General features: G+C 65.8%; 20 protein-coding genes and 1 pseudogene. 14 read left to right on the plus strand and 7 right to left on the minus strand.

The features are described 5' to 3' along the window. Window positions 1–6: 6 nt before the first annotated feature. Both ACKY0W_RS18295 and ACKY0W_RS18300 read right to left on the minus strand, forming a co-directional pair. Window positions 7–1,182, minus strand: a complete 1,176-nt coding sequence (locus tag ACKY0W_RS18295; RefSeq protein WP_409435235.1) for an acyl-CoA dehydrogenase family protein — start codon at window positions 1,180–1,182, stop codon at window positions 7–9. After that, a complete protein-coding gene (locus ACKY0W_RS18300; RefSeq protein WP_409437842.1) occupies window positions 1,166–2,173 on the minus strand; it encodes an acyl-CoA dehydrogenase family protein in 1,008 nt (335 codons plus the stop codon). Before ACKY0W_RS18300 ends, ACKY0W_RS18295 begins: the two co-directional genes overlap by 17 nt. A gap of 268 nt (window positions 2,174–2,441) precedes the next feature. Between ACKY0W_RS18300 and ACKY0W_RS18305 the strand changes: the two genes are divergently transcribed. From ACKY0W_RS18305 to ACKY0W_RS18320, 4 genes are read left to right on the plus strand one after another with little or no spacing between them, the layout of a single operon-like run. After that, window positions 2,442–3,539: an amidohydrolase family protein gene (locus ACKY0W_RS18305; protein WP_409435236.1), complete on the plus strand. Its 1,098-nt coding sequence runs from the start codon at window positions 2,442–2,444 to the stop codon at window positions 3,537–3,539. A 28-nt stretch (window positions 3,540–3,567) separates the two neighbouring features. Further along, window positions 3,568–4,710 (plus strand): amidohydrolase family protein, encoded by a 1,143-nt coding sequence (locus ACKY0W_RS18310; protein WP_409435237.1) that lies wholly within the window; start codon window positions 3,568–3,570, stop codon window positions 4,708–4,710. After that, window positions 4,711–5,103 (plus strand): Rieske (2Fe-2S) protein, encoded by a 393-nt coding sequence (locus tag ACKY0W_RS18315; RefSeq protein ID WP_409435238.1) that lies wholly within the window; start codon window positions 4,711–4,713, stop codon window positions 5,101–5,103. Between the two features lie 16 nt (window positions 5,104–5,119). Then, the gene (locus ACKY0W_RS18320; RefSeq protein WP_409435239.1) at window positions 5,120–5,986 is read left to right on the plus strand and encodes an alpha/beta fold hydrolase; all 867 of its coding nucleotides are present in this window, start codon (window positions 5,120–5,122) and stop codon (window positions 5,984–5,986) included. A 5-nt stretch (window positions 5,987–5,991) separates the two neighbouring features. Here ACKY0W_RS18320 and ACKY0W_RS18325 read toward each other — a convergent pair whose 3' ends face one another. Then, a complete protein-coding gene (locus tag ACKY0W_RS18325) occupies window positions 5,992–6,462 on the minus strand; it encodes a hypothetical protein (protein WP_409435240.1) in 471 nt (156 codons plus the stop codon). Between the two features lie 29 nt (window positions 6,463–6,491). Here ACKY0W_RS18325 and ACKY0W_RS18330 point away from each other — a divergent pair, with 29 nt between their 5' ends. The 7 genes and pseudogenes from ACKY0W_RS18330 to ACKY0W_RS18360 all read left to right on the plus strand — a co-directional run bounded on the left by ACKY0W_RS18330 (window position 6,492) and on the right by ACKY0W_RS18360 (window position 12,881). Further along, complete coding sequence (locus ACKY0W_RS18330) at window positions 6,492–7,793, plus strand: NADH-ubiquinone oxidoreductase-F iron-sulfur binding region domain-containing protein (protein WP_409435241.1); 1,302 nt, start codon at window positions 6,492–6,494, stop codon at window positions 7,791–7,793. Continuing rightward, window positions 7,790–7,984 (plus strand): annotated as a pseudogene (locus ACKY0W_RS18335) (ferredoxin); the annotation flags it as partial. The gene ACKY0W_RS18330 and the pseudogene ACKY0W_RS18335, both read left to right, overlap by 4 nt. A gap of 11 nt (window positions 7,985–7,995) precedes the next feature. Continuing rightward, on the plus strand, window positions 7,996–9,651 hold the full coding sequence (locus ACKY0W_RS18340) for a thiolase C-terminal domain-containing protein (protein ID WP_409435242.1): 1,656 nt from the start codon (window positions 7,996–7,998) through the stop codon (window positions 9,649–9,651). 20 nt (window positions 9,652–9,671) lie between these two features. After that, complete coding sequence (locus ACKY0W_RS18345; protein ID WP_409437843.1) at window positions 9,672–10,529, plus strand: alpha/beta hydrolase; 858 nt, start codon at window positions 9,672–9,674, stop codon at window positions 10,527–10,529. Continuing rightward, window positions 10,529–11,347 (plus strand): NAD(P)-dependent oxidoreductase, encoded by an 819-nt coding sequence (locus ACKY0W_RS18350; RefSeq protein ID WP_409435243.1) that lies wholly within the window; start codon window positions 10,529–10,531, stop codon window positions 11,345–11,347. Before ACKY0W_RS18345 ends, ACKY0W_RS18350 begins: the two co-directional genes overlap by 1 nt. Before the next feature lie 113 nt (window positions 11,348–11,460). Further along, window positions 11,461–12,663: a cytochrome P450 gene (locus ACKY0W_RS18355; protein ID WP_409435244.1), complete on the plus strand. Its 1,203-nt coding sequence runs from the start codon at window positions 11,461–11,463 to the stop codon at window positions 12,661–12,663. Window positions 12,664–12,671: 8 nt separating this feature from the next. After that, complete coding sequence (locus ACKY0W_RS18360) at window positions 12,672–12,881, plus strand: ferredoxin (RefSeq protein ID WP_409435245.1); 210 nt, start codon at window positions 12,672–12,674, stop codon at window positions 12,879–12,881. 103 nt (window positions 12,882–12,984) lie between these two features. On the opposite strand, the gene ACKY0W_RS18365 is transcribed toward ACKY0W_RS18360, so the two are convergent. The 4 genes from ACKY0W_RS18365 to ACKY0W_RS18380 form a co-directional block, all read right to left on the minus strand. Then, window positions 12,985–13,290 (minus strand): DUF1330 domain-containing protein, encoded by a 306-nt coding sequence (locus ACKY0W_RS18365; RefSeq protein WP_409435246.1) that lies wholly within the window; start codon window positions 13,288–13,290, stop codon window positions 12,985–12,987. Next, entirely contained in the window at window positions 13,290–13,505 is a 216-nt protein-coding gene (locus tag ACKY0W_RS18370) for a ferredoxin (RefSeq protein WP_406757885.1), read from the minus strand. Before ACKY0W_RS18370 ends, ACKY0W_RS18365 begins: the two co-directional genes overlap by 1 nt. Continuing rightward, the gene (locus ACKY0W_RS18375; RefSeq protein WP_409435247.1) at window positions 13,502–14,797 is read right to left on the minus strand and encodes a cytochrome P450; all 1,296 of its coding nucleotides are present in this window, start codon (window positions 14,795–14,797) and stop codon (window positions 13,502–13,504) included. Before ACKY0W_RS18375 ends, ACKY0W_RS18370 begins: the two co-directional genes overlap by 4 nt. 109 nt (window positions 14,798–14,906) lie before the next feature. Further along, complete coding sequence (locus ACKY0W_RS18380; protein ID WP_409435248.1) at window positions 14,907–16,187, minus strand: amidohydrolase family protein; 1,281 nt, start codon at window positions 16,185–16,187, stop codon at window positions 14,907–14,909. Window positions 16,188–16,445: 258 nt separating this feature from the next. On the opposite strand from ACKY0W_RS18380, the gene ACKY0W_RS18385 reads away from it, so the two are divergent. The 3 genes from ACKY0W_RS18385 to ACKY0W_RS18395 are packed head-to-tail and all read left to right on the plus strand — an operon-like array spanning window position 16,446 to window position 18,580. After that, on the plus strand, window positions 16,446–16,991 hold the full coding sequence (locus ACKY0W_RS18385) for a carboxymuconolactone decarboxylase family protein (protein ID WP_409435249.1): 546 nt from the start codon (window positions 16,446–16,448) through the stop codon (window positions 16,989–16,991). A 4-nt stretch (window positions 16,992–16,995) separates the two neighbouring features. Then, window positions 16,996–18,273 carry an SRPBCC family protein gene (locus tag ACKY0W_RS18390; protein ID WP_406757888.1) on the plus strand — a complete coding sequence of 426 codons (1,278 nt, stop codon included), beginning with the start codon at window positions 16,996–16,998 and terminating at the stop codon, window positions 18,271–18,273. Next, the gene (locus ACKY0W_RS18395; RefSeq protein WP_409435250.1) at window positions 18,257–18,580 is read left to right on the plus strand and encodes a hypothetical protein; all 324 of its coding nucleotides are present in this window, start codon (window positions 18,257–18,259) and stop codon (window positions 18,578–18,580) included. The genes ACKY0W_RS18390 and ACKY0W_RS18395 overlap by 17 nt, the downstream gene beginning before the upstream one ends. The last annotated feature ends 2 nt before the right edge of the window (window positions 18,581–18,582 follow it).

An 18,582-nucleotide genomic window follows, 5' to 3' on the forward strand; every position in this document is an offset into this window, starting at 1 on the left:
GAGCTTTCAGCCGCGAGGCAAGCCCAGCCCCTGCTGAGCGACGATATTGCGGTGGATCTCCGAGGTGCCCCCGGCGATGGTGCCGGAGAAGCTCCGGGCATGCCTCTCGAACCAGCTGGCGAAGTAGCTGTCGAGGTTCATCGGCGCATACGGTCCCGAATTCGCAGGGTGCACGAGGCCGTCGGCCCCGGCCGCATCCAGCGCGTGACCGGAGGCGAACATCTCTGCCTCGGAGCCGAGCAGCTTGAGCACGGACAGAGCAGCGACATCCTCCTCGCCGCGCGCCGCGCGCGCCAGCGCTGCGGACCCCAGCAGGCGCAGCGCCTGATAGTCCATGACCGCCGTGGCGAACCGGTCGCGTTCGAGCGCGCCCTCGGGATGGAAGTCGGCGATGATGTTGTCCAACCGGTCGGCGAAACCGAGCCACATCATGGTGCGTTCGTGGCCCAGGGATCCATTGGCCACCCGCCAGCCACCGTGCAGCGGTCCGACCAGGTTCTCCGCCGGCACCCGCACATCGGTGAAGAAGACCTCGTTGAAGTCCTTGTCGTCGATTCCGCAGATGGTGGGGAACGGACGACGCACCACGCCCGGGGTGTTTGTCGGGATCACCAGCACGCTGATGCCCTTGTGTTTGGGCGCGTCGGGATCGGTACGGACGAACGTCAACAGCACGTCGGCGTCGTGAGCGCCCGAGGTCCACACTTTCTGGCCGTTGACGATGAAATCGTCACCGTCACGGTCCGCCCTGGTCCGCAAGGACGCCAGGTCCGAGCCTGCGCTCGGCTCGCTCATGCCCAGTGAGGCGGTGATCTCAGCGCGCAGAATCGGCACCGCCCAGCGATGCTTCTGCTCAGCACTGCCAAACGAAAGCAGAGACGCCGCAATGATATTCACACCCTGTGGATTGAAGCTGTGATAGATGCGGCGCCGGCACAGCTCCTCCAGATGCACGAACTGCTGCAGCAGGGTGGCATTGCGGCCACCGAACTCCGGCGGATTGCCGGGCAACAACCAGCCGTTGTCGAACAGCAATCGCTGCCACTGGCGGGCCCATTGCGGCATGTGCGACACCGAACGTGGCCGCTCCATGGTGTCGGCCTCGGGGGGCAGGTTGGCGTCGAGGAAGGCCGCGAACTCGGCGCGGAATTCCTCGACCTCGGGATCAAATGCGAGCTGCAAGGTATTCCTCGGCGATCGCGGCCCGGTGCTGCGCGGCACCACCCAGCATCAGCTCCCCCGCCTTGGCCCGCTTGAGCGCGAACTGCAGGTCGTTCTCCCAGGTGAATCCCATCGCACCGAACAGTTGCAGCCCATGCCGGAAGACCACCGATTGGCATTCCCCGGCGGCGGCCTTGGCCATGGCGGACGCCATCCGGCGCCGCGGGTCATCGACGGCGATCGTCAGCGCGGCGAAATAGGCCAGCGCCCGGGCGCGTTCGATCGCCACGTGCATGTCCGCGGCCTTGTGCTGGACAGCCTGGAACGACCCGATCGGGACCCCGAACTGCTGCCGACTGCGGACATGCTCCAACGCCAGATCGAGGATGCGCTGGCAGGCGCCGACCATCGTCATCGCCATTCCGCTGAGCGCGACGTGGCGGGCCCGCTCGGCATCGACCCGGATCCGGGCGCTGTCGGGAACCTCGACTCCGGCGAAGGAGACGTCGCTCAGGTGCAACGTCGGGTCGAAGACGGCCGCCTTGCGTGTCGTCACCGTGCCGGCATCCACGATGAAGACCCCCGCCGCGGTGACCACCGCCAGCCGGTCGGCGCGATCGCCGTCCAATACCTTCAGTGCGGTTCCGTCCAACACCCAGCCGCCGGCGTTGCGATGCGCGGTCACCCCGCTGAAAACTGCTGCACCAGTGGACCCGTCCGGGCTGTAATGCTCACCTACCAGCGGAGCGAACTGGGTCATGGTCGCCAGGAAGGGGGTCGGGTCGGTGGCGCGGCCCAGCTCTTCCAGGACGATCGCCAGCTCTACCGCGGTCTCCGGTTCGTGCAGTTCGGTCCAGCCCAGGTCCACGTAGACCTTCCAGAGGGAGTCGACTGCGCCGTCTTCCTCGCCCTCGGCGACGCTGCGCACCAGCGAAGGCGAACACTGCTTGCCCACCACATCGCGTACCGTGCCCTGCCACAGTCGCTGATCTTCGTCGAACTCCAAGAGCATTGCAGTCACCTCTCCCAAGCGCCGATCGAGAATAACATTCTCGCAAACGGATGTAACGATCTCGGCTTGAGATTCCTTGTCACCGCCGCACAACGCGCCGTCGATCAAGCCACGGCGCGGCCGGTGACCCTCAACCCTTGCGCGCCAGAATGAGAATATAGTTCTTGCGTGCAAAGAATACAGCTATACAATAGTCCCACCGGGGGGTCGGGCGGCACGGTGACTGCACCACAGTGCCCGGCGGGCGGTAGGACGAAGGGCGGCGTTGATGATCGAACACCCGGACGGCACCCGCACGCCCGTCATCGACGCCAGCGTGCACATCTTCGCGGCGTCCAACTCCGACCTACGCGGCTTCATGCGGGAGCCGTTCAAGAGCCGTGGCTTCCCCGACTACGAGATGGACTGGTACGGCGCGCCGGGCGGCGAGTACGCACCCGGCACAGACGGCCCACAGCGCCAATACCCGGGGTCGGACCCCGCGGTCCTCGCCCAGCACCTCTTCACCGAACGTGGGATTGACGTGGCGGTACTGCACCCGATGACGCGTGGAGTGATGCCGGACCGGCATCTGGGATCGGCGATCGCCGCAGCGCACAACGAGATCCTGGTGTCGCGCTGGCTGGACCACCCCGAGTACGGCGAGCGCTTCCGGGGCACCATCCGCGTCAACCCGGACGACATTGCCGGAGCGCTGCGCGAGATCGACCGATGGTCCGGCCACCCCCGCGTTGTGCAGATCGGCGTTCCGCTGCAATCCCGGGAGCTCTTCGGCAAGCCGCAATTCTGGCCATTGTGGGAGGCGGCCATCGACGCCGGCCTGCCGGTCGTGGCGCATATCGAGGTCGGTTCGGGCATCTCCGCCTCGCCGACGCCGTCCGGCGTTCCCCGCACCTACGAGCAGTACGTCAGCTTCATGGCGTGCAATTACCTGTACCACCTGATGAACATGATCGCCGAGGGCGTCTTCGAGCGGATGCCGGCGCTGAAGTTCGTGTGGGCCGACGGCGCCGCGGATCTGCTGACGCCGATCATCTGGCGGATGGACACCTTCGGCCGGCCACACCTGGAGCAGACGCCCTGGGCGCCCAAGATGCCGAGCGACTACCTGCCCGGCCACGTCTACTTCGTGCAGGGCGCCATGGATGGCCCCGGGGACACCGATTTCGCCGGTGAGTGGTTCGGCTTCACCGGCAAAGACGACATGGTGATGTACGGATCCAGCTACCCGCACTGGCAGCGCAACGAACTGAGCGTTCCGCGGGCGCTCAGCGCCGAACAACGCGACAAGCTGTGCTGGCGCAACGCCGCTGGCCTCTACGGCATAGAAGTCCCTGCCGTACCAGCCGTCGCGGGAGCACACTAGAGAGCAGTAGGGACCAAGGGAGTTCACGATGACCGTGACAGCTACCGAGCGCAAGCCGGCCGCCGAGCGAATCGCCGTGCGGTGCGTGGATTCGGACGTTCACCCGGTGCCGCGACGCGGCGATCTGGTGCAGTATCTCCCCGAGCCCTGGCGCAGCAAGTACTTTCTGCCCCGTCGGGTCGGTGAGCAGATCTACTACGACGCCCCGGACTATGCGCACGCTTACGCCATGCGAGTCGACGCGTTCCCGTCCGACGGCGAATTCCCCGGGAGCGACCCGGAGTTGGCATTCAAGCAGCTGATCATGGAAGCGGGCGCCGACTACGCGATCCTCGAGCCCGCCGCCTACCCGGCCCGCTTTCCCGAAGCACAGCAGGCGATGTCGTCCGCACTCAACGACTGGCAGGCCAACCACTGGCTCGATGCCAAGAACAATTGGCACCAGCGCTGGCGCGGCTCGATCTGTGCCGCGATCGAGGACCCCGCCGGCGCCGTGGCCGAAATCGAGAAGTGGGCCGGCCACCCCTACATGGCGCAGATCCTGATCAAGGCCGAACCGCGGCCCGCATGGGGCGACCCCAAGTACGACCCGATCTGGGCGACGGCTACCAAGCACGACATCACGGTGAGTTGCCACCTGTCGCGCAGCCATCACGAAGAGCTGCCGATGCCGCCGGTGGGCATGCCCAGCTACAACCACGACTTCATGGTCACCTACTCACTGCTGGCAGCGAACCAAGTGATGAGCCTGGTGTTCGACGGCGTCTTCGACCGCCACCCGAACCTGCGCATCGTGCTCGTCGAGCATGCCTTCAGCTGGATCCTGCCGCTGATGTGGCGGATGGACGCCATCTACGAGGCTCGCAAGTCATGGGTGGACATCAAGCGCAAGCCCAGCGAATACGTCAAGGACCACATCAAGTTCACCACCCAGCCTCTGGACTACCCCGAAGACAAGACCGAACTCACGCGGGCTCTGGAATGGATGGAGTGCGAGAAGATCCTGCTGTACTCCTCGGACTACCCACACTGGACCTTCGACGACCCGCGCTGGCTGGTCAAGCACCTGCCCAAGGCGGCCCGGGAAGCGGTGATGTTCAAAAACGGCTTGCAGACCTACCACCTTCCCGACACGGTCCCGGCCCTCGAGGGACAGGTGCGGGTGTTCTAGATGAGCCAAGACGAACAGCGGCCCCGGCTGGCCCAGGGCCGTGAACACATTGTTGCCACCATCGATGAAATACCGCCCGGCACACACAAGCTCGTGCCGATCGGGCATCACGGCGTCGGGGTCTACAACATCAACGGGACGTTCTACGCGATCGCGAACTTCTGCCCCCACCAGGGTGGTCCACTGTGCTCGGGCCGGCTGCGTGGCCGCACCATCGTCGACGAGGAGAGCCCCGGAGAGGCCACCATGGTCCGGGACCTCGAATACATCTACTGCCCCTGGCATCAATGGGGCTTCGAACTCGCCACCGGTACGACAGCGGTCAAACCGGAGTGGAGCATTCGCACCTACCCGGTGCGGGTAGTCGGTAACGACGTCCTCGTCCAGGCCTAGCACACAGGAGTTTTCGGTGGCCTCAATCGAAGTCAACGCCGGCAACGTTGTCTACGAAATCCTCGGTACCTCCGGCCACCTGATCGTCCTGACACCCGGTGGCCGGTTCTCCAAGGAGATACCGGGGCTGCGCCCCCTCGCCGATGCACTGGTCGACGGCGGCTACCGGGTACTGCTGTGGGACCGCCCCAACTGCGGCGCCTCCGACGTGCAGTTCTACGGTCAGTCCGAATCGCACATGCGCGCCGAGACCCTGCACGGGCTACTCACCGCCCTGGAGACCGGGCCGGTCATCCTGGCCGGCGGCTCAGGTGGTGCGCGGGACTCGATCCTGACCACCATGCTCTATCCAGAACTGGTCACCAAGCTGGCGCTGTGGAACATCGTGGGCGGCATCTACGGCACCTTCGTGCTCGGTTCCTACTACGTGGTGCCCAGCATCCTGGCCGCGCGCGGCGGCGGGCCGGCGGCCTTGCTGGGGGTACGTGAGTGGCAGGAGCGGATCGAGGAGAACCCGAACAACAAGCAGCGACTGCTCGACTTGGACGGTGATGCGTTCCTCAAGGTGATGTTGCGCTGGCTCAATGCATTCGTCTCCAAGCCGGGCCAGACGATTCCCGGTGTCGATGACGAGATGTTCGATGCGATCACGGTTCCCACGCTGATCATCCGCGGCGGCGAGAACGACTGGGACCATCCCAAGCGCACCTCGCTGGAGGTCAACTGCCTGATCAAGGGATCCGAACTGATCGACCCGCCGTGGCCCGAAGATGCCTGGGAGCGGGCGGCAGAGGATCGCGCTTCCGGAAAAGTCAGTCACTTCAACATGTTCGACACTTGGGTGCAGGCCGCCCCGGCGATCCTGGAATTCCTGGGCCGCTGATGGACTCAGCAGGTGTGAATGTGGACCTCGCAGTTCAGCGACGCCTCCAGCGCGGTGTGGATACGGCTTTCGCCAACCCGCTGCAGATCCGACTCCACCAAGGTCACGTGCACGACGTCAAGACCATCGGATCCCGGAGTCCGGACTATCTGGCCGGACAGTCCCAGCCCGGCCAGCACCCCGTGCACGTCATCATCGGTTCCCCTGCTCAGGTAGGTGACCACACCCGGTGCCGGCATCGTGTCGAATGCCTTGGCACACAGCCTCATACCGATGTCGACGACGTCTTTCTCGGCTCCGGTGATCAGCAGCCGTACGTGGCGCCGACCCACCGGCAAGGCCGCGATATCGGCATCGACCACGTCGACACCGGCCTGGCCGGCCAAGTCTCGCAGCGTTGCCATTCCCGCCGCCAGATGCTCGGGCATCAGCTTCCCGGCCGGGTCGACGTCGAGTCGCACCACCGCTGTTCTCACGTCCGCGAGCCTAGCCAAAAGAGGTGTCAATGACGACAACGGCAGCAACTCCGAAGCTCGCTGTAGCCACCTGGCCGGGCTGCGCACCACGGCTGCTGCGCGAGCAATCCGGCGTCGAGGACGCAGCGGAATACCTGGCAGGCGAGGGCTATCGGCCACTGCCCGATGCCGAGGAGTTCCTGGCCGAGGTTCAGCGCAGTGGATTACTCGGCCGCGGCGGGGCGGCGTTTCCCCTTGCGGTGAAGCTGCGCTCGGTGCGCGACGCGGCCTTGCGCGGTCGCGACACCGTGGTCCTGGCCAACGGCGAAGAAGGTGAACCAGCCTCGGTCAAGGACCGCTGGCTGCTGCGCAACCGACCGCATCTGGTGCTCGACGGATTGCGGCTGGCCGCCGCGACGGTGGCGGCCCGCCGCGCTTACATCTATGTCTCCGATCCCTCGGCGGCCCGCAGTGTCGAGAACGCACTGGCCGAGGCCGGCCCGGAAGTCCTTGGCGGGCTGCTGATCACGGTACACACCGTCGACGCGGGCTATGTGGCCGGCGAGGAGACCGCGGCGGTGCGGGCCATCAACGGCGGCCCGGCCAAGCCGACCGACAAACCACCACGGCCGTACCAGCAGGGAATCCACCAGCGCCCGACCCTGGTCTCCAATGTCGAAACCCTGGCGAACCTGCCCTATCTGCTGCGCCACGGCGCGGACACGTTCCGGGCGCGCGGCACTGCCTTGTCGCCGGGCACCTTCCTGGCCACGGTCAGTGGCGGCGGGAGACCTCCCGTGCTCTATGAGCTACCGCACGGCGTCACGGTCGCCGAATTGTTGAGCGCGCACGGGATTCCCGCCGACCAGGTACGCGGTGTGCTGATGGGGGGCTACTTCGCCGGCCTGCTCAATCGGGACGCACTGGCGGCCACCCTCGACCATGAGTCGTTGCGTGCCGCCGGCAGCGGTCTGGGCTGTGGGGCGATCTCCGTGCTCACCGACGACTGCCCCGTCGCGGTGGCGGCCTCGGTGTTGGCCTACTTCGGCCGGGAGAACGCCGGACAGTGCGGGTCATGCTTCAACGGCACCGTAGCGATGGCGGCGGTCGCCGAGGCGCTGCGCGACGGAGCCGCCACCACCGAAGACGTGCAGCGACTGCAGCGCTGGGCCGGCGTGCTGCCCGGTCGAGGTGCCTGCGGCACGCTGGACGGCGCCACCAACGTTGCGTCCAGCCTGCTGACCCGGTTCCCGGACTTGGTGGCCAGCCACCTCGACGATGCCTGCGAGTCGTGCCGCGGCGGCGCATTTCGCGCGATGCGTCCCTATGCGGTCGAGGAGGTGAGGGCATGAAGATCCGCCTGGACCGCACGCTGTGCGACGGGTTCGGCTTCTGCGCCAAGCACGCGCCCGGATATTTCTCGCTGGACGACTGGGGTTATGCGTCCCTGACGGGCGACGGGACCGTGGCCGAGGCCGACGAGCACGACGTCAAGCGTGCCTTGCTGGACTGCCCGGTCCACGCCATCATCGAAATCACCGAGGAGGACGACGCATGAGCGCACCTGGGCGCCCCCTCCCCGCGGTCACCCCCGAGAACGAATTCTTTTGGACCGCCGGCGCTGACGGCGTGCTACGGCTGCAGGAATGCCGCGACTGTGCCTCGCTGATCCATCCGCCACAGCCGGTATGCCGCTACTGCCGCAGCACGAACGTGGGTGTGCGCGACGTGTCCGGGCGGGCCACCCTGGCCGGGTTCACCGTCAACCACCGATTCAGCCTGCCCGGGCTGCCGGCTCCGTATGTGGTGGCGCAGGCTGCTATCAGCGAGGACCCGCGAATTCGGCTGACCACCAACATCATCGACTGTGATCCGGAGCGACTCGAGCTCGGCCGGCAACTGGAAGTGGTGTTCGAACAGCACGAAGACGTCTGGTTGCCGCTGTTTCGCCCCGCCGGCGACGCAGGTGACATCGCGCCGCTTCCCGATGACGAGATCGCACCCGAGGACTACGCACAGCACGTGCGCCCGATGGTGACGAGCGACAAGTTCGAGGACAAGGTAGCGCTCACCGGGATCGGCATGTCCACGTTGGGCCGCCGGCAGATGGTGGATCCCCTGTCGCTGACCGTGGCGGCGTGCGAAGCGGCCATCGCCGACGCCGGACTGAGCCTCGGTGACATCGACGGACTCTCCACGTACCCCGGCGCCGGCCTCCCCGGCCCGTTCGGTGAGGGCGGGGTGACCGCGCTCGAAGCCGCCTTGGGCCTCCGACCGACCTGGCACAACGGCGGCCTCGAGACGTTCGGGCCAAGCGGATCGGTGATCGCCGCCATGATGGCCGTGGCCACCGGCCTGGCACGCCATGTGCTGTGTTTCCGCACTCTGTGGGAGGCCACCTACAACGAGTTGATGAAACAGGGCAAGATCCGGCCGCAAGGCGGGCGGACCACGAGCTGGCAGATGCCGTTCGGGGCAACCTCGGCCGCGCACACGCTGGCGCAGAACGCCCAGCGACATTTCCACCGGTACGGCACCACCCGGGAAACATTGGGCTGGATCGCGTTGAACCAACGGGCCAATGCCGCGCTCAACCCGACGGCGATCTACCGCGACCCGATGAGCATGGACGATTACCTGTCCGCCCGGATGATCACCACACCGTTCGGCCTCTACGACTGTGACGTCCCGTGCGATGGCGCGGTCGCGGTGATCGTGTCGGCCGTCGATGCGGCCCGCGATCTGGCCAAGCCACCGATCCGAGTCGAAGCGGTCGGGACCCAGATCATCGAGCGCATCGACTGGGACCAGAGCACGCTGACTCACGAACCGCAGGTGCTGGGCCAGGCCGCGCATCTGTGGTCGCGGACATCGTTGCGGCCGGCGGATGTCGACGTCGCCGAACTCTACGACGGTTTCACTTTCAACTGCCTGTCTTGGATTGAGGCTCTGGGCTTTTGCGGCATCGGTGAGGCGAAGGGCTTCCTGGACGGGGGTGTCAACATCGCGCGCGACGGAGTGCTGCCATTGAACACCCACGGCGGTCAGCTCTCGCATGGCCGCACTCATGGGATGGGACTGATCCACGAGGCCGTCACCCAGTTGCGCGGCGAGGCCGGTGACCGCCAGGTCGCCGGCGCGCGGGTCGCCGTGGCCAGCAGCGGTGGGCTGACACCGAGCGGGGTCATGTTGTTGCGGACCGACTCGTGAGCGCCACGGTTCGCCCGCGGATGGTCAGCGCCGACGGGGTGCCGATGTCGGCGCTGGTGGCCGAGGTTCCCAATCCACACGCGGTGGTCATCGCGTTGCATGGCGGTGGAACCACGTCGATCTATTTCGACTGCCCCGGACAGCCCACGCTGTCGCTGTTGAGAAGCGGTGCGGCGCTGGGCTACACCGTGATCGCGCTGGATCGTCCGGGCTACGGCTCCTCGGCCCTGTATCCGGAAGCCATGGCCGAGCCCGAGCAACGCGTCCGACTGGCCTACCTGGCCGTCGACCGGATCCTCGGAGACCGGGCGCGCGGCGCCGGACTGTTCCTACTGGGACACTCCAACGGTTGCGAGCTGGCGGTGCGGATGGCCGCGGCCGATCGCGGCGCGCAGCTGCTCGGCCTGGAACTGGCCGGCACAGGACTGCACTACCAAGACGCCGCGCGCGCCGCACTGGGCTCGGCCGGACCGGGCCAGCGGCCAACCGGTCTGCGCGAACTGCTCTGGGAGCCCGCCTCGCTGTATCCGGAGGCGGTGCTGCGCGGGATCACCAACGCATCGTCGGGCGCACCGTATGAAGCCGACATGGTCGCCAGTTGGCCGCGGCGGGACTTTCCGTCGCTGGCCGGAGAGATTCGGGTGCCGGTGCGCTTCACCTTCGCCGAACACGAGAAGGTCTGGGAATCCGGCCCGGACGCGCAGCGCGAGATCCGCGACATCTTCGTCGCCGCCGACAGTTTCACGAGCAACCACCAGTCCGAGGCGGGCCACAATCTCAGCCTCGGCTTCAGCGCAGCGGAATATCACCGCTCGGTGCTGTCATTCGTCAACGATTGCGCGGCGGCTGTCGTCGCGCGGGACTCGGAGGTCAGCTGATGCGCGTTGGATTCATCGGTTTGGGCAGCCAGGGTGCGCCGATGGCGCGACGCATCGTCGAGGGCGGGTACGCCACCACATTGTGGGCGCGACGGGACGGCACGCTGGAGCCCTTCGCCGACACCGAGGCACGCATCGCCGACTCCCCCGCGAAACTGGCCGGCCAGAGCGACCTGGTCTGCCTGTGCGTGGTCGGTGACGCCGACGTGGACGAAGTGGTGCGGGGAGACAACGGTGTGCTGGCCGGCTTGCAGCCCGGCGGGATCATCGCGATTCACAGCACGGTCCATCCCGACACCTGCCGCCGGTTGGCACAACACTGTGCCGAACAGCAGGTTTCGGTGATCGACGCTCCGGTGAGCGGGGGCGGTCCGGCCGCCGCGGCCGGCACGCTGCTGGTGATGGCCGGGGGCGAGGCCGAGGTCGTGGAGCGCTGCCGGCCGGTCTTCGAGACCTTTGCCGACCCGGTGGTGCACCTGGGCGACCTCGGCTCTGGCCAGGTGACCAAGTTGCTCAACAATCTGTTGTTCACCGCCAACCTCGGGACCGCCGCCACCGCGTTGGACCTGGGCAAGCAGTTGGGCGTCGCCACCGACCGGCTCGCCGAGGTGGTGTCACGGGGCAGCGCGAACAGCTTCGCGCTGAACAGCATCCGAGGTTCCGGCGGCACCCTGGACAGGCTGGCCGGCCTGGCGGGGTCCTTGCTGCAAAAGGATGTTCGGCTGGTGTCCGACCTGGCGCAGCGAGCGGAGGCGGATCCCGGCGCGGTACTCGACGCCGCCGACGCGGCGCTGTCGCTGATGGACCACCCCCGGTGACGCCGGTGTGCGACGCCCCCTTCCGAGTCGCTGCCGTTTGTCTTACAGTAGCGGTTATAGTCCACCGTCCCAGCGTCGGCTTCCCCTACCGTCCGACGCCCTGAGGAGGTTCGATGACCAAGGCGGAAGTCGTCTTCGACCCGTTCTCCGAAGAGTATTACGACAACCCATTCGACATCTATCGGCGAATGCGCGAGGAAGCGCCCCTGTACTACAACGCCGAAGAGGATTTCTACGCCCTGACCCGCCACGAGGATGTGTCGGCGGCGTTCAAGGACTTCGAAACCTACTCGTCGGCTCGCGGCTGCGACCTCGCGATGGTGCGCTCCGGTGAGGCGCCGCAGAAGATGATCATCTTCATGGACCCACCCGATCATCGGCACATGCGCAGCCTGCTCAACAAGGCCTTCACCCCGCGCGCGATCCAGGCCCAGCGCGACACCGTCATCGAGCAGGTCGAGCGGTTCCTGGGCGCCGTCAACCCCGACGGTTTCGACGTGGTGCAGGACTTCTCCGGGCCGTTTCCGGTGGAGGTCATCACACGGATGGCCGGGGTGCCCGACGAGTACCGCCAACAGGTACGGCACTGGATCGACACCTCGCTTCACCGCGAACCGGGGCAGATCGAGATCAGCGAGGCCGGCATGCAGGCCACCATCGAGACCGCGACCTACTACTACGGACTGATCCAGGAACGGCGCGTCGACCCACAGGACGACATGATCAGCAGGCTGATCGCCGCCGAAATGCCCGGCGAGAACGGCCAGATGCGACGCCTCGACGATATCGAGATCACCGGTTTCGCCTCGCTGCTCGGGGCCGCCGGCGCGGAAACCGTCACCAAGCTGGTCGGCAACGCCGCGGTGATCTTCGCCCGCCAGCCCGACCAGTGGCAGAAGCTGCTCGACGATCCCAGCAAAGTTCCCGCCGCGGTCGAGGAACTGCTGCGCTACGAGGGCCCGGTGCAGTACAACGTCCGCTACACCCTCAAGGAAGCCCACGTCGCCGGCGGCACCATTCCGGCTGGCAAGCCGGTGTTCCTGATCGCCGCGGCCGCCAACCGGGATCCCGAAGCCTTCACCGATCCCGACAGCTTCGACATCGACCGGGACCAGACGCAGGCGCAGCACCTCGGACTGGGCTATGGGATTCACAGCTGCCTGGGGGCGGCGCTGGCCCGGATGGAAAGCGTCATCGCCTTGGAGCGACTGTTGGAGTTCATGCCTCGTTACGAAGTGGATTGGTCTGGCCTGCAACGAGTTCACATGCAGAATGTCTCGGGATGGAAGAACGTCCCAGTCCGCGTGTTGCGTTAGGGGTGTCGATGTCGCGGCGACAGGTAGTGGTCGACTACGGGCTGTGCGAATCCAATGCGATCTGCATGGGGATCAACCCGGAGGTGTTCCACGTCGATGACGACGACAACCTCTTCATTCTCAAGCCGGATATCACCGCCGAGACCGAACGCGACGTCGCCGAGGCGGTACGCCGCTGCCCTCGCCAAGCGCTGGCGATCGTCGAAGCCGACGACTAGACCTTCCCCGCCGCGAGTGTGAATCTGACGACGCGACACGCCGACGTCACGTCGCCATGTTCACACTGGGCACGAGTTTTCCCGCCGCATAGCGGGGCCCAGATCAGGAGCGCGCCGGGAATCCGGACAGGATTACCGCGTTGCACTCGGCCGCGGCCTGCCGCAGCTTCACCGCCTCCTGGTAGCCCTCGGAGTGGTACCAGGATCGAGCCGCATCGACGGATTCGAATTCCAGTACGACGGTTTGGTTTCCGTGCCAGTCGCCTTCCAGCACCTCATGCTGGGTCTCGACAGCCAGGATCGTGGCGTTGGCCATCGTCGGCCCCGCCGCCTTGCCATAGGCGACCATGCCCGCGGGGTCCTTGATGGCCTCGGTCAGGATGACATATCCCTTTGGCGCGTTCGCCATTAGCTCTCCTTCGTGGATGAATCGTCGGTGACGTCGTCGATGGCACGTTCCGGGCACTGTTTGATGGCATCGCGAACCGCGCCTTCGAACTGTGCTGGTACCTCATCAACGGTGACCTCGGAGTATCCGTCGTCGTTGATGGCGAACACCTCGGGACAGATCGTGGTGCAGATACCGTGTCCGGCACAGCGATCCGGGTCGACCCAGGCCTTCATCGGGCTGCCCGCTCGGTCGGGGTGAATTCCAGGTTGAGTTGAATCAGCCCGCGCAGGATGTAGGTCGGGATGTAGCGGAACTGGCGCGCACCGTCAGGACCGTGCAGCTCTTCGGAGATCCTGATCTCGGTGGTGCGGTCCAGCAGCCGCTCGATGGCGATGCGGGTTTCGGCGCGGGCCAGCGGCGAGCCGGGGCAGCTGTGGATGCCGCGCCCGAAGGTGATGTGCTGGCGGGCATTCGAGCGGGCGGGGTCGAAGGTGTCCGGGTCGGCGAAGCGGCGCGGATCCCGGTTCGCCGCGGCGGCCAGCACCATCAGTGTTGTGCCGGCCGGGACGTGGATCCCGCCGATTTCGGAGTCCACCCGGGAGAGGCGGAAGTCGCCCTTGACCGGACTCTCGAAGCGCAGCACCTCCTCGATGAAATTCGGGATGAGGCTGCGGTCATCACGGAGACGCTGCTGGATGTCAGGCCGCTCCCCGATGATCTTCAGCGCCGAGCCGAGCAGTCGTACCGTGGTCTCCTGGCCTGCCGAGTAGACGTTGGCGGCCACCTTGGCCACGTCCATCGGGTCCGGAATGGAACCGTCCGGGAACGTCGCCTCCGCCATACCGGTCAGCACGTCCTCGCGCGGTGCACTGCGACGGTCGGCGACATAGCCGGCGAACGTGGCGTAGAGGAACTCCAACGGGCTGTGCGCCAGCGCCTTGGCGTCGGTGCTGCCGATCCCACCGCCGACGTTGTGGTGCATGTTCTTGACAAAGTCGTCACGGTCCTCATCCGGAACGCCCAGCAGGTCCGCGATGACCAGCAGGGTGAACGGAGCCGCGAACCCGCCGATGAATTCACCGGCGCCGGGAGCCAGGAAATCGTCGAGCACCGCATCGGCGAGCTCCCACATGGCGTCCTCGTTCTCCTTGAGACGCTTGGGGGTGAGCAGCCGCATCAGCAACGCACGGTGGTTGGTGTGCGTCGGCGGGTCCAGGGTCGGCAGTTGGTCACTGAACGGCAGTTCGTCGCGGTGCTTGTCGATCAGGCCCGCGACGGTCTCGCCCCCCAGGTCGCCGTCGAGCGGAACCGGGAAGCCGGGGAACGGGCCGGTCACGGCGATACACGAGGAGAACACCTCGGCATTGCCGGCCACCGCGCACGCTTCGTCCCAGCCGGTCACCATCGTCACGCCGTGGTGCGGTTCGCGGGTGACCGGCGACCGCTCCCGCAGCGCGCGCAGGTAGGGGTATGGGTCGCCGACCACCGCCTGGTCGGTGAAGAAATCGATCGTGTCTGGATCCATCGAGCCGTTTCGCTCCCTCTCACAACCGAGAATCCCATTCTCGTAACCGGTGAACAGAATTTCATATGCGGCCGTGCCCGTCAATGTTGACCGATCCGCCGAGCCCGGCTCAGCTGTTCGACCGCGCGGCTTCCATCAACGCGTTCGCCTGTCGATCCCCGTCCTTGTGGTGGCTAAGCGCCCGGATCGCGACGTCGTGCCCCTCGGCAGCCTTCCGCAGCGCGCCGACCGTGGCCTGCTCGCGGGGAATGTGCGAGAACGGGTCGAAGGAGTACCAGCGCATGGCGTTCTGGTGGGTCATCTTGTTGATGTCGTCATCGGACACGCTGTTGGCGGTCAACACATCCCACAACTCTTCGGGAGCTCCGGGCCACATCGAGTCGCTGTGCGGGTAGTCGGCCTCCCAAGCGATGTTGTCGATGCCGATCAAGTGGCGCAGCGCAACACCCACCGGATCGGAGATGAAACAGGTCAGGAAGTGCTCCCGGAACACCTCGGAAGGCACCTTCGGACCGAAGTCCTGACCGGTCCAGGTCGAATGCATCTCGTAGGTGCGGTCCACGCGCTCCAGGAAGTACGGGATCCACCCGGTGCCGCCTTCGGACAAGGCGATCTTGAGGTCCGGATACTGCTTGATCGGCTTGGACCACAACAGATCCGCGGCCGCTTGGACGATATTCATCGGCTGCAGGGTGATCATCACGTCCATCGGCGCGTCGGGGGCGGTGATGGCCAGCTTGCCGGACGACCCGATGTGCACATTCAGTACCGTGTCGGTGTCACACAGAGCCTGCCACAGCGGATTCCAGTACTCGTCGTGGAAGCTCGGGTAGCCCATCGCGGCCGGGTTCTCGGTGAACGTCAAGGCGTGCACGCCCTTCTTGGACACCCGCCGCACCTCCTCGGCGCACTTGCGGGCATCCCAGATCACCGGGATCGCCATCGGTATGAAGCGCCCGGGATACGCGCCACACCATTCGTCGATGTGCCAGTCGTTGTAGGCCTGCACCAGCGCCACCGAAAAGTCCGGGTCGTCGGTGGCGAAGAGTCGGCCGGCGAAGCCAGGGAACGAGGGAAAGCAGATCGAGCCCAGAATGCCACCGGCATTCATGTCCTTGACCCGTTCGTCGACGTTGTAGCAACCGGGCCGGATCTCGTCCAGACCCTGCGGCTCGAGCCCGTACTCCTCCTTGGGCCGGCCCGCGACCGCGTTGAGCGCGACGTTGGGGATCACCACGTCACGGAACTGCCACGAGTCGGAACCGTCCGGGTTGTGCACCAGGCGTGGCGCGTCATCGAGGTACTTACGCGGCAGGTGGTTGGCGAACATGTCCGGTGGCTCAACGGTGTGGTCGTCGACGCTGACCAGAATCATGTCGTCCTTGTTCACGGCCATCCTCCGTTCCGGGGGCGGCGGGTGGGCCGCCCCAACGACGTCTCCTAGGAAAACTATCTTCCCGTTTTCGGAGAATCAACCTTCGCGCAGACTCTCGGCGTCGCGGCGTCCGCGGCGCGACCGGCCGCGCCGAGCACCGTTCCACCTACTCACTCCACCTGCACAAACGGCGAAGTGTTGACCAATCGAGCCAAACATGGAAATCTGTTGGTCAAATATGAGAATGTGATTCTCATTCACGAGGAGGAACCGATGCGCCTGACCCCGCTGCCGGAGTCCCAGTGGGACGATGAGGCGGTCCAGCGCGCCCTGGCTCAGATGCTGACCGCGGATCGGCGCAACTCGCGCGACGCCGGCTCGGCGATGACCATGCTGGTTCACCACCCGAAACTGGCCCGGGCGTTCCTCAAGTTCAATGTCGAACTGCTGTACCGCTCATCGCTGCCCGGCAACCTCCGTGAGCTTGCGATCCTGCGAACCGCCCACCGCCGCGGCTGCGAATACGAGTGGGTGCACCACATCACGATCGGCAAGGAGGCCGGCCTCACCGACTCCGACATCGAAGACCTGCAGCACGGCGCGGGACGTGACGACCTGCATCAAGCCGTGGTGAACGCAGCCGACGAACTCGAAGAGGACTCCCGGCTCTCCCCCGCCACCGAGGCGGTTCTCGCCGAACACCTGGACGAGCAACAACTGATGGAACTCGTCTTCACGGTCGGCTGCTATTCCATGTTGGCCATGGCCTTCAACACCTTTGGCGTTGAACTTGACGAAAAACCCGAATCAGAGAGGTAGTACCGTGGCGCACTTCCCCAAGCCCGCTGCTGGCAGCTGGACGCAGAGCTATCCCGAACTGGGCACCGAGCCAGTCGATTACAGCGATTCGATCGACCCGGCATTCTTCGATGCCGAGCGCGAGGCGGTCTTCAAGCGCATGTGGATCAACGTCGGACGCGTCGAACGGCTCCCCAAGACCGGCAGCTACTTCACCCGGGAGCTGCCCTCGGTGTGCAAGGGAACGTCGATCATCGTCGTCAAGGGCAAAGACGGCGTCGTGCGGGCCTTCCACAACATCTGCCGCCACCGCGGAAACAAGCTGGTGTGGAATGACTTCCCCAACGAGGAGACCTCCGGTACCTGCCGGCAATTCACCTGCAAGTACCACGCCTGGCGCTACGGCCTGGACGGCGACCTGACCTTCGTCCAGCAGGAAGACGAGTTCTTCAACGTCGACAAGACCGACTACGGCCTGGCAGGCGTGCGCTGCGAAGTATGGGAAGGCTTTATCTTCGTCAACTTCGACGACAACGCCGGGCCGCTCGCCGACTACCTGGGGCCGCTGGCCAAGGGGATCGAGGGCTATCCGTTCGGCGAGATGACCGAGACCTACTCCTACCGAGCCGAAGTCGGCAGCAACTGGAAGCTCTTCATTGACGCGTTCATCGAGTTCTACCACGCGCCGATCCTGCACCAGGGGCAGTACACCAAGGAGGAAGCCGCCAAGATCCAGAAGTTCGGCTACGAGGCGCTGCACTACGAGCTGGCCGGCCCGCACAGCCTGCAGTCGACGTGGGGTGGCCAGGCGCCGCCGCCCGACATGTCCATGGTCAAGCCGTTGGACCAGGTGCTGCGCAGCGGACTGTTCGGCCCGTGGGACAAGCCGGAGCTCATCGCCAACCTCAAGGATCTGCCGCCGGGCGTGAACGTCAAGCGAGTGCCGCAGTGGGGCATCGACTCGTGGCTCTTCTACCCGAACTTCATGCTGCTGATCTGGGAGCCAGGCTGGTATCTGACCTACCAGTACTGGCCGACCGCCGTCGACAAGCACACCTTCGAGGCGAACCTGTACTTCGTGCCGCCGAAGAATGCGCGCGAACGCCTGGCCCAGGAGCTGGCCGCCGTCACGTTCAAGGAGTACGCGCTACAGGACGCCAACACCCTGGAAGCCACCCAGACCATGATCGGCACCAAGGCCGTCAAGGACTTCCTCCTGTGCGACCAAGAGATCCTTATCCGCCACCTGCACAAGGTGAACCGCGACTTCGTGAAGGAGTACCAAAGTGCCGCTACCGTCTGAATTCGCCGCCCTGGAACCCCATTTGGGCTGGGCTCTGGCTCATGAGCCCGACCGCTATGCCAAGCGGCTGGGATCATCCATGGCGGAGATGCAGGAGTTCTACGACGTCGCGTTCCCGATGCTGGACGACGTCGTGACTTACTGCGACAAGTTCCCGCTGGACGACTTGCCTGATGAAGCAAAGACTCTCATGCACATCATGCAATCCCTCGTCATGGTTTCGTTCCCGATCGAGGCATGGAAACAGCCGCGCGTCCCGGACAGCGGCGCGGCGTGGGTGGAACTGCTGAGCGAGCCGGTGATCTAGGG

This window comes from Mycobacterium sp. SMC-14, from assembly GCF_046250075.1.
Classification (GTDB): Bacteria; Actinomycetota; Actinomycetes; order Mycobacteriales; family Mycobacteriaceae; genus Mycobacterium.